The sequence below is a fragment of the Streptomyces sp. SID14478 genome (assembly GCF_010548525.1).
In the GTDB taxonomy this organism is placed as follows: Bacteria; Actinomycetota; Actinomycetes; order Streptomycetales; family Streptomycetaceae; genus Streptomyces.
Window position 1 is genome coordinate 1 of sequence record NZ_JAAGMG010000667.1, and the last position, 8942, is coordinate 8942.

Annotated in this window: 9 protein-coding genes; 2 read left to right on the top strand and 7 right to left on the bottom strand. The window is 72.2% G+C overall.

What is annotated here, in order from left to right:
• Window positions 1–329, bottom strand: a 329-nt coding sequence (locus G3I40_RS48155; protein ID WP_164303847.1) for an amidohydrolase family protein, incomplete at its 3' end; no start/stop codon positions are given.
• A complete protein-coding gene (locus tag G3I40_RS21970) occupies window positions 326–1669 on the bottom strand; it encodes a nucleobase:cation symporter-2 family protein (protein WP_164303848.1) in 1344 nt (447 codons plus the stop codon). The genes G3I40_RS48155 and G3I40_RS21970, both read right to left, overlap by 4 nt.
• 344 nt (window positions 1670–2013) lie before the next feature.
• Here G3I40_RS21970 and G3I40_RS21975 point away from each other — a divergent pair, with 344 nt between their 5' ends.
• Complete coding sequence (locus tag G3I40_RS21975) at window positions 2014–3066, top strand: chitinase (RefSeq protein ID WP_164303849.1); 1053 nt, start codon at window positions 2014–2016, stop codon at window positions 3064–3066.
• On the opposite strand, the gene G3I40_RS21980 is transcribed toward G3I40_RS21975, so the two are convergent.
• From G3I40_RS21980 to G3I40_RS21995, 4 genes are all read right to left on the bottom strand, one after another.
• A complete protein-coding gene (locus G3I40_RS21980; protein ID WP_343244992.1) occupies window positions 3008–4102 on the bottom strand; it encodes an Lrp/AsnC family transcriptional regulator in 1095 nt (364 codons plus the stop codon). The genes G3I40_RS21975 and G3I40_RS21980 overlap by 59 nt on opposite strands.
• Window positions 4103–4104: 2 nt before the next feature.
• The gene (locus G3I40_RS21985; protein ID WP_164303851.1) at window positions 4105–4314 is read right to left on the bottom strand and encodes a hypothetical protein; all 210 of its coding nucleotides are present in this window, start codon (window positions 4312–4314) and stop codon (window positions 4105–4107) included.
• Window positions 4315–4414: 100 nt separating this feature from the next.
• Window positions 4415–6184 (bottom strand): VanW family protein, encoded by a 1770-nt coding sequence (locus tag G3I40_RS21990; RefSeq protein ID WP_343244993.1) that lies wholly within the window; start codon window positions 6182–6184, stop codon window positions 4415–4417.
• An 83-nt stretch (window positions 6185–6267) separates the two neighbouring features.
• Window positions 6268–6765 carry a response regulator gene (locus tag G3I40_RS21995; protein WP_164303852.1) on the bottom strand — a complete coding sequence of 166 codons (498 nt, stop codon included), beginning with the start codon at window positions 6763–6765 and terminating at the stop codon, window positions 6268–6270.
• Between the two features lie 173 nt (window positions 6766–6938).
• Between G3I40_RS21995 and G3I40_RS22000 the strand changes: the two genes are divergently transcribed.
• Window positions 6939–8195 carry an amidohydrolase gene (locus tag G3I40_RS22000; RefSeq protein ID WP_164303853.1) on the top strand — a complete coding sequence of 419 codons (1257 nt, stop codon included), beginning with the start codon at window positions 6939–6941 and terminating at the stop codon, window positions 8193–8195.
• A gap of 109 nt (window positions 8196–8304) precedes the next feature.
• Here G3I40_RS22000 and G3I40_RS22005 read toward each other — a convergent pair.
• Window positions 8305–8942 (bottom strand): VWA domain-containing protein (locus G3I40_RS22005; protein WP_164303854.1); only part of this gene is annotated, 638 nt, incomplete at its 5' end.

Consider the following 8942-nt stretch of genomic DNA (forward strand, 5'->3'; position numbering starts at 1 on the left):
GCCGCCGCCGCGGTCGCGTAGGCCCGCTCGGGGGTGAGCCGCGCGGCCTCCTCGCCGACGGCGCCGAGCCACGCCAGCAGCGGCAGCCCCTCCCCGATGCCGCGCAGACCGGCCTGGAAGAGATGGGTGTGCGTGTTCACGAGGCCGGGGGTGAGGTGACCGCCCGACCCGTCCAACACCCTGCGGCCACATGGGAGTTCACCCGCGGGCGTGAGTGCGCTGACGCGGCCGTCGGTCAGGTGGACGTCGGTCCCGGCCCGCCAGCGGCCCTCGCTGAAGACGGTGACGTCGGTGATCGTGTCGACATCGGGCGTCGGGGGCGTCTTCACGGGGTGGGTTCCTTCCGGCGGCGGGACGTGTGGTGGAACAGCAGGTTCAGGGAGAAGGCGACGATCCCGGTGACGGCGATGCCGCTGTCCAGGACCGTGCGTGCGTACGAGGGCAGCGGCGCGTAGAAGTCCGGTGCGCCGACCGGGATCATCCCCAGGCCGAAGGCGAGCGCGGCGGTCAGCAGATTGCGGGAGTCGGTGAGGTCGGCGCCGGCCAGGATGCGCAGGCCCACCGCCCCGACCATGCCGAACATGACCAGCGAGACCCCGCCGAGCACCGGCCCCGGCACGGCGGCGACGGCGGCGCCGAGCACCGGCACGAACGCGAGCACCACCATCAACGCCCCGGAGAGCGCGACGACATGACGGCTGCGCACCCGGGTCACGCTCACCAGGCCCACCGACTGCCCGAACGTCACGACGGGGAAGGAGGCGAGCGCCCCGGACAGCACGGTCGCCACGCCGTCCGCGCGCAGTGCCCGCACGACGGTGGGCGCGTCGTCACCACGCCCGACGATCTGCCCGACGGCGAGGGTGTCTCCCACCGACTCCACCATGTTCACGAGCTGCACCACGAGCATCGCGGCGATCGCCGGGACGACGAAGACGGGCGCTCCGAACGCGGTCGGGTCCGGCGCAGTCACCGCGCCCGCGTCCGCGACGCCCGAACCGTCGAACAGCCCGAGGGGCACGGCGATCACGGTCCCCGCGGCCATGGCGACGAGGACCGAGAAGCGGGCCAGGGCCGGGGGAGCGCACCGCTCGACCACCACGACGAGCAGCACGGTCAGCGCGGCGAGGGCCAGGCCCCGCCCGCCGCCGGCCCCGTGGCCCCCGGTGACCAGCCCGGCCGCCGACGGCACCAGCGAGAACCCGATCACGGCGATGACGGTCCCGGTCACCAGCGGTGGGAACAGGTGCAGCCACCGCCCGAACCACGGCGCGACGGCCACCGTCACCAGGCCGGACACCATCGTGGCCCCGAACACGGCGGCGAGCCCGTGCTCCTTGCCGATCAGGACGGCGGGGGTGATCGCGGTGAACGTCGACCCCATCACGAGCGGCAGCCGCGCCCCCAGCCACTTCACGCCCAGCGACTGCAACAGCGTGGCCAGCCCGCTCACGAGCAGATTGGCGCTGATCAGCAGCCGTATCCGGTCCTCGGGCAGCTGGAGCGCGGTGCCGACCAGCAGCGGCATCGTCGCCATTCCCGCATACGCGACGAGCAGGTGCTGCAGGCTCAGCGGCACCAGCCGGCGCAGTGGCGGCGGTGCGTCGACGAGGTCGGGGTCCGGACGCGGCCCCGGCGCGGGCGCGACGGCGTGCGTGGCCACAGCCATCGTTCCTCCCTGAGATCTAGGTGGAAGACGGCTGGTTAGCGCGGCGGTGGAGGAACGCCCGTGCGCACACCGGCCGTTGCAGCCATGACCGGTGTGGGAGCGACCGTAGGGAGGGCGTGTTTCCGGGTCGTTGCGCTCAGGAATCCGCCGCGGAACGCGACGCCGGCGCTTCCCGGGATCCCTTGCCGCCCATTGGTCCAGACCCATTGACGAAAGGTCTGGACCTCCCTACCGTGCGTCGTGCTCACGTCATCCCGGTCGTCCCCACTCCTCGACCCGACCCCACCCGTCGTCGACCGAGCCCTTGACGTCGCCCCTCACCCGGTGATCCTGCGGAGGCCCCCATGTCCGGTCGCAGTCGTACGTCCCGTCTCCTCGGCGCCGCCCTCGCGGCTGCCGCCGCCCTGTCCACCGTCCTGGTCGCGGCGCCGGCGGCGTCCGCGGCCGACACCTGCGCGACGAAGCCGAGGCCGTCCGGCAAGGTCCTCCAGGGCTACTGGGAGAACTGGGACGGAGCCTCCAACGGCGTGCACCCGCCCTTCGGATGGACCCCGATCACCAACCCGGACATCGCGCAGCACGGCTACAACGTGATCAACGCGGCCTTCCCCGTGATCCGCTCCGACGGCACCGCGCTGTGGGAGGACGGCATGGACACGAACGTGAAGGTCGCGACCCCGGCCGAGATGTGCCAGGCCAAGGCCGGGGGGCGGACGATCCTCATGTCCATCGGCGGCGCGGCGGCCGGCATCGACCTCAACTCCACGGCCGTCGCCGACCGCTTCGTCGAGACGATCGTCCCGATCCTGAAGAAGTACAACTTCGACGGCATCGACATCGACATCGAGACGGGCCTCACCGGCAGCGGCAGCATCAACCAACTCTCCGCCTCCCAGGCCAACCTGATCCGCATCATCGACGGCATCCTCGCCCAGATGCCCGCCGGCTTCGGCCTGACGATGGCGCCCGAGACGGCGTACGTCACCGGCGGCAGCGTCACGTACGGGTCGATCTGGGGCGCGTACCTCCCGATCGTCAAGAAGTACGCCGACAACGGCCGCCTGTGGTGGCTCAACATGCAGTACTACAACGGCAGCATGTACGGCTGCTCCGGCGACTCCTACTCCGCCGGCACCGTCGAGGGCTTCACTGCCCAGACGACGTGCCTGGACAAGGGCCTGGTCGTCCAGGGCACCACCATCAAGGTTCCCTACGACAAGCAGGTCCCGGGCCTGCCCGCCCAAGCGGGCGCGGGCGGCGGCTACATGACGACCGGTCAGGTGGCGCAGGTCTGGAACGCGTACGGCGGGGCGCTCAAGGGACTGATGACCTGGTCGATCAACTGGGACGGGTCGAAGGGCTGGACGTTCGGGGACAACGTGAAGGGACTGCTGTAGCGCCGGACAGCCCCTTCGTCGACGGCGCTCCGCTCAACTCGTCATGCTCGTCCTGACGACCATCGCGACAGGGGCCTAGGCCGGTCAGGGTGATGCCCAGAGGCGGCGTTGTCGGAAATCCTTCGTGATTACGCGGCGGATGTCGGATTTCCGGGTTCGGGAGGGTGTGGCTGGCTCCCGCTGAGGAAGCGGCGGAAGGTGTGCGCGGAGTCAGTCGAGTGCGGCGCCGCCGCGTCGCGAGGGAGAATTCTGTGAACGTCACACCAAGGGTGCACGAGCCCCGGGAGCCACAGCATGGCCCCCACAGCATGGCCCCCACGGCATGGCCGAGCGGCTCCCGGTCGTACTGCACGTCGAAGTACAGGACGCCCGTGGAACGCAGGGCCTCGAGCCGGTGCCGGACCGCCGACTCCGACTGCCCGGTGGCCTTCTGCAACTCGGTGAGGGTGGCCCTGCCGTCGCGGCGCAGCACGTCGAGGAGCGCCTCCTGGTCCGCGTCGAGCGTGACGGGGGCCTGCGGTGGCGCGGGTGTCGCTGGGCGCAGCGCGCCCTGTTGGTCGGCGGAGAGCGCCTGTGACTTGTTCAGCCAGCCGTACTGGCCGCCGTAGAACTGGTGCAGCAGGCAGTGAGCCGTCACCTGGATGATCTGCGGGGTGCGTTGGAAGCGGTCGAAGAGGAGTTCGTCGCGTTCCTTGCGGGTGCGGGGTTTCATGCCACAGACGATCTCGGTGCCGCCCGACGTCAAGGCCACGTAGAGGGTGTCCGGGCGTTTGGCGAGCGCGTCCGCGAGCTGCTCGGCCACGTCCGGCACGCAGTGCAGTCGCACGAGCCAGCTCTGCCGCCCGAGCACGCTCTCGTCCGTCATGCCGAGCACGCGCAGATTGACGGCGTTGTGCAGCCGCCGGTACCTCCGGGCCACGGTCTGGTCGGAGACGCCGAGCACCGCGGCGATGCGGTTGAAGGGCGCCCGCCCGTCGACCTGCAGCGCGTGCAGGAGTTGGCGGTCGAGGTCGTCGAGCGTGGTGGGGGACTCCACCGTCACTCCTCGGGCCGTAGCGGTCGAGGACGCGGCGCCGAGAGGGCCGCCTGACGGACGGGGGCGTCGCGCAGCCGGGACGTGGGGCCCTCCGGTTCGCTGACGCGCCTGCGCTTCACCGGCCCGCACGGACCGGCGCACCCGGCGCGCACGCTCTGCTGGACGGCGGGGGCGGGCACCAGGTCCTCCACGGTGGGTTCGTCTGCGGGCACGAGCGGAAGCGTATGTCCTCGTGGCCGTGACGATCACCGGGGCCCGGCTCGGTCACCGGCCTTGCGGCGGGCGACCCGCTCCTCGGCACCGGCCTGGAGGTCACTCGCAGGTGACCTTGTCGCGCGGCGTGTAGTGCGTGTGGAACGTCTCGCGTGCGACTTCCTTGCCGTCGTTGCTCATCACCCGGTCCACGTTCACGTCGAACCCTTCGAGTGGCGGCTGCGGCACACAGCTCTTCGAGTCGCTGGTGCGTTCCTTGGGCTGGGTGATACGGGTGCGCGGGCCCGTCACCGATTCGACCCGGTCGTACTTGGGGGTGCCGAGGAAGGTGATGGTGACCGAGGTGTCGGTCGCGCTCGCCAGGATGGACAGCGCGTGCCCGGAGTCGTTGCGGAACGACAGGTCGAGGGAGCCCCAGGCGACCGTGGCCTCGCGCCCCTCCGGGTAGCGCTCTATGTAGAAGGAGTGGGCGCCGTGTTCGAGCGGCTTGACGCCCGCGAAGAAGAGGGCGTTGTACATCGTCGTGGCCACCGCGGAGACGCCGCCGCCGGGCGCCTTCTCGTAACTGCCGTCCAGGATCATCGTGCCGTCGACGAAACCGTTCTCCTTGGTGCGTTCACCGACCGTGCGGTTGAACGACCAGTCCTCGCCGGCCGGCACCAGCGAGCCGTTGATCAGTTCCGCCGCGCGGCCGATGTTCGTGGTGCGGTACGGGGCGGGCTCGAAGTTCACAGTGAACGTGGACATGCGCCGCGTGATGCCGAGCTTCTCCACGGTGGCGCGGGTCAGACGCGGCTGGACCTCCTGCGTGGCCACCGGCGCCGTGCGCGCCTTCGCGCCGGTCCTGGTCAGCAGCGGCAGCACCGCTTCGTGCAGGGACGCGGCCGTGAGCGTATGGCCCGCTCTGCCGTCGGCGGCGACCACCACCTTGTCCCCGTCGAGCCGGAGCCGGGCCTCGACGGGCCCGTCCGTCGCGCGGCCGACGGCGGTCGCGACGGACGGATCGTCCAACAGGCCCCGGCCGTCGAGGCGCGGCGCGAGACGGTGGTCGTCGTCGGGCGCGACGGAGAGATGGGCGCCGAGGGCGGCCGGGGTCACCTCGATGGTGTGCCCACCCGTGGTGAGCGTCACCGGCCCCGACATGGCCGGGGTGGCGAACTCCCGCATGGCGCGGTCGAGTTCGTCCTGTCCGACGGCCGGTTTCGTGGTCGTGGTGGGGAGTTCGACCGGTGGGGAGTCGCCGGTGGCCGACGTCGTGCGCGCGGCGTAGGCGGTGCGCAGCGCGGCCGTCGCCCGTTTCGTGTCGAGCGTGCGCCCGTCGCGCGGCTGTACGGCGACCGCCTTGCCGTCCCGGAACGTGACGTCGGCGTTCTTGGCGGTGGTGTCGTGCGCGTCGGCGAGGCTCCGCAGCGCGGTGCGCGCCTTGTCCTCGTCGACGTGCACGACGGGGTCGATGTCCCGCTCGGTCGTGCCGAAGAGCCCGCCGATGACGGCGACGGGATTGTTGTCCCGGCCCGTGGCGCGCGCGGCCGTCGCCGCCGCGTCCACGGAGAGCCCGGCGTCGGAGGGGTCCACCTCGGCGTCCGCGTCCCCGATCCGTACGGCGACGGGCGCCGTCCAGTCGTCACCGCGCTGCTTCTCGAGGGCTTCGGCGGCCCGCGCACGCGTCATGCCGCCGATGTCGACGCCCTGGACCCGGGTGCCCTCGACGACGTCGTCACTGCCACCGGACGTGAGCAGGCCCGCCGCATACAGGCCGCCCAGAGCGACGACCGCGGCCGCGCCCGCCCACAGCGCGGCGCGCCGCGCTCTTGCTCCACGCGCGGGCGGCGCCGCTTCGGGTATGTCGTCCGGGGCGGTGTCGGGCACGGCGGACTTCCTCTCGCCGGCGTGCGCACAAGCCCTGTGACCTGCGGCGTCACAAACCAATGAGGTGATTGCTCGCCACAACCCTAAGCGTGCGGAGCGGACCTGGCCTGTCGGCCGCCGTCGCCGCTCGTGTCGCCCGAGACGCCGTTGCGCGCCGCCGTCGCCTGCCGGGCGACCTCCGCCTGGAGCGCCCGCAGTCGCTTCAGGTAGCGCAGGTGGGACGCCACCTTGATGCGCAGGAGCCACGGGTCGATCGGCTTGGTCAGGATGTCCGCCACATCCAACTCGTAGGCTTCTTCCGCCAGTTGGGCATGCCTGTACAGACCGGTCAGCAGGACCACCGGGATGTCGGTCGTCCGGTCGTGGCGGTGCAGGTGCCGGGCCGCTTCGAGTCCCGTGATGCCCGGCATGACGACGTCCAGGATGATCAGGTCGATGCCGCCGCGCAGCACCGCCCGCAGTGCCTCCTCCCCGCTCTGCGCACGCTCGGTGACGCAGTCGAGGGACGCCAGCGCACCCTCCAGGGCAATGAGGGATTCCTCGTGGTTGTCCACGAGGAGAACCGTGAGTTCGGTTGGCATGTCACCGTCCTTGGTGTGCTGCTCCCCTCCCCACGATGCGCCCTGCCGCCCCTGCGACAACAGGGGCCGGACGGCCCCCGAGCGACGATCCGCGGCCCCTTCGCGGCAACGGTTGGCACCATGATCGGCGCGGCGGTACCGTGCCCGGACCGGCGCGCGAAAAGGACGGACACATGCCCCAGACGGTGACTGCGGGACTGGCCGCGATGCAGGACGAGCTGGCCGCGCTCTACCAGGACCTGCACCGGCACCCGGAACTCTCGCTGCAGGAGACGCGGACGGCGGCGCTGCTCGCCGGACGGCTGCGCGCCGCCGGTTTCGACGAGGTGGCCGAGAACGTGGGCGGGACCGGTGTCGTCGGGGTGCTGCGCAGCGGTGACGGACCGGTCGTCATGCTGCGCGCGGACATCGACGCGCTGCCCGTCGAGGAGAAGACGGACCTGCCGTACGCGAGCCGGGCCCGCGGCGTCGACGGCGAGGGTCACGACGTCCCGGTCATGCACGCCTGCGGGCACGACATGCACGCCGCCTGCTTGGCCGGCGCCGCCGCGCTGCTCGCCGGCTCGCGCGCGCAGTGGTCCGGCACGCTGCTCGTCGTGTTCCAGCCCGCGGAGGAACTCGCCCGCGGCGCCCGGGACATGGTCAGGGACGGTCTCTTCGACCGGTTCCCGAAGCCGGACATCGTGCTGGGCCAGCACGTCGGTCCGTTGCCCGCCGGGTTCATCGGGTACGGCGCGGGGCCGGTCATGGCGGCGGCGGACTCCCTGAGCGTCACCCTGCACGGGCGCGGTGCACACGGCTCGCGTCCGGAGGCGTCCGTCGACCCCGTGCTGATGGCCGCGAACGTCGTCACCCGGCTCCAGGGCATCGTCGGCCGGGAAGTGCCGCCGGCCGAGACCGCCGTGGTCACCGTCGGCCGCCTGCAGGCCGGCACGAAGGACAACATCATCCCGGAGACGGCCGAGCTCGGGGTGAACATCCGCACCTACACCCCCGAGGTGCGGACCCTGGTGCGGGCGGCCGTGGAGCGCATCGTGCGCGCGGAGTCCGAGGCGAGCGCCGCGGTCGCCGCGCCCACCCTCGAATGGCTCGCTGCCGCGCCCGCCCTCGTGAGCGACCCCGAGAGCACCCGGACCACGGTGGACGCCTTCGCCGCGCACTTCGGGCGGGAGCGGGTGATGGAGATGCCGCAGGTGAACGCGAGCGAGGACATCGGCGTGTTCGGCGAGGAGCTCGGGGTGCCCACGGTCTTCTGGTTCTGGGGCGGACTGGACACGCAGACCGTCGTCACGGCTCTGCAGGAGGGCCGCCTCGACTCCCTGCCGAGCAACCACTCGCCCCACTTCGCGCCGCTGATCGAGCCGACCCTGACCACCGGCGTCGAGGCCCTGGTCGTCGCCGCGCTGACCTGGCTCGGCGAGGCCGCGTGACCCGCGGCCCTCTTTGAGGGGTCGGCGGGTCGAGGAGATCCACGACGGTGCGGTGCGCGGTCCGCGCCGGGGCGGATGGCCCCGCGCCCGGTGCCGTCCGCGCCCACCGCTAGACCGGCAGCAACCGCCCCACCAACGCGCTCAGCTGCCGCGCGGTACGGCACTCGTACATGTCCACGACGTCCGCGTACGCCCCGGCCACCGAGTCGCCCGTGTCCCACAGGGAGCGCGGCTCCGGGTTCAGCCAGTGGACGCGGCGGGCCGCGCGGGCGATGCGGCGCAGGGCCGGGACGTCCGGGTCGAGCTGGTTGGCGCGGGCGTCGCCGAGGATGAAGACGGAGGTACGGGGACCGAGGGCGCCCTCGTAGCGCTCGACGAACTCGCCGAGCGCCGCGCCGTAGTCGCTGCTGCCGTGCCAGCCGGTGATCGCCGCCTCCGCGGCGATGCGGCCGCCGAGGCCCTCCGGGTCCGCGGTGCCGCGGGCGATGAGCTCGGTCACCTCGTCGATCCGGTTGACGAAGGCGAAGACGCGGACCTTGCTGAACTCGTCGTGCAGGGCCTGCACCAGCAGCATCGTGAAGTTCGCGAAGCCGGCCACCGAGCCCGACACGTCGCACAGCAGCACGAGTTCGGGCCGGGCGGGTCGGCGCCTGCGCAGCACGGGACGCATGGGCACGCCGCCCGTGGACAGTGATCCGCGCAGCGTGCGCCGCAGGTCGATGTGGCCGCGGGCGGCCCGGCGCCGAC

What these genes read in the sequence shown, in the direction of transcription:
- G3I40_RS21970 (WP_164303848.1), bottom strand. Translation starts at nt 1,669, where the DNA reads ATGGCTGTGGCCACGCACGCCGTCGCGCCCGCGCCGGGGCCGCGTCCG.
- G3I40_RS21975 (WP_164303849.1), top strand. Translation starts at nt 2,014, where the DNA reads ATGTCCGGTCGCAGTCGTACGTCCCGTCTCCTCGGCGCCGCCCTCGCG.
- G3I40_RS21995 (WP_164303852.1), bottom strand. Translation starts at nt 6,765, where the DNA reads ATGCCAACCGAACTCACGGTTCTCCTCGTGGACAACCACGAGGAATCC.
- G3I40_RS22000 (WP_164303853.1), top strand. Translation starts at nt 6,939, where the DNA reads ATGCCCCAGACGGTGACTGCGGGACTGGCCGCGATGCAGGACGAGCTG.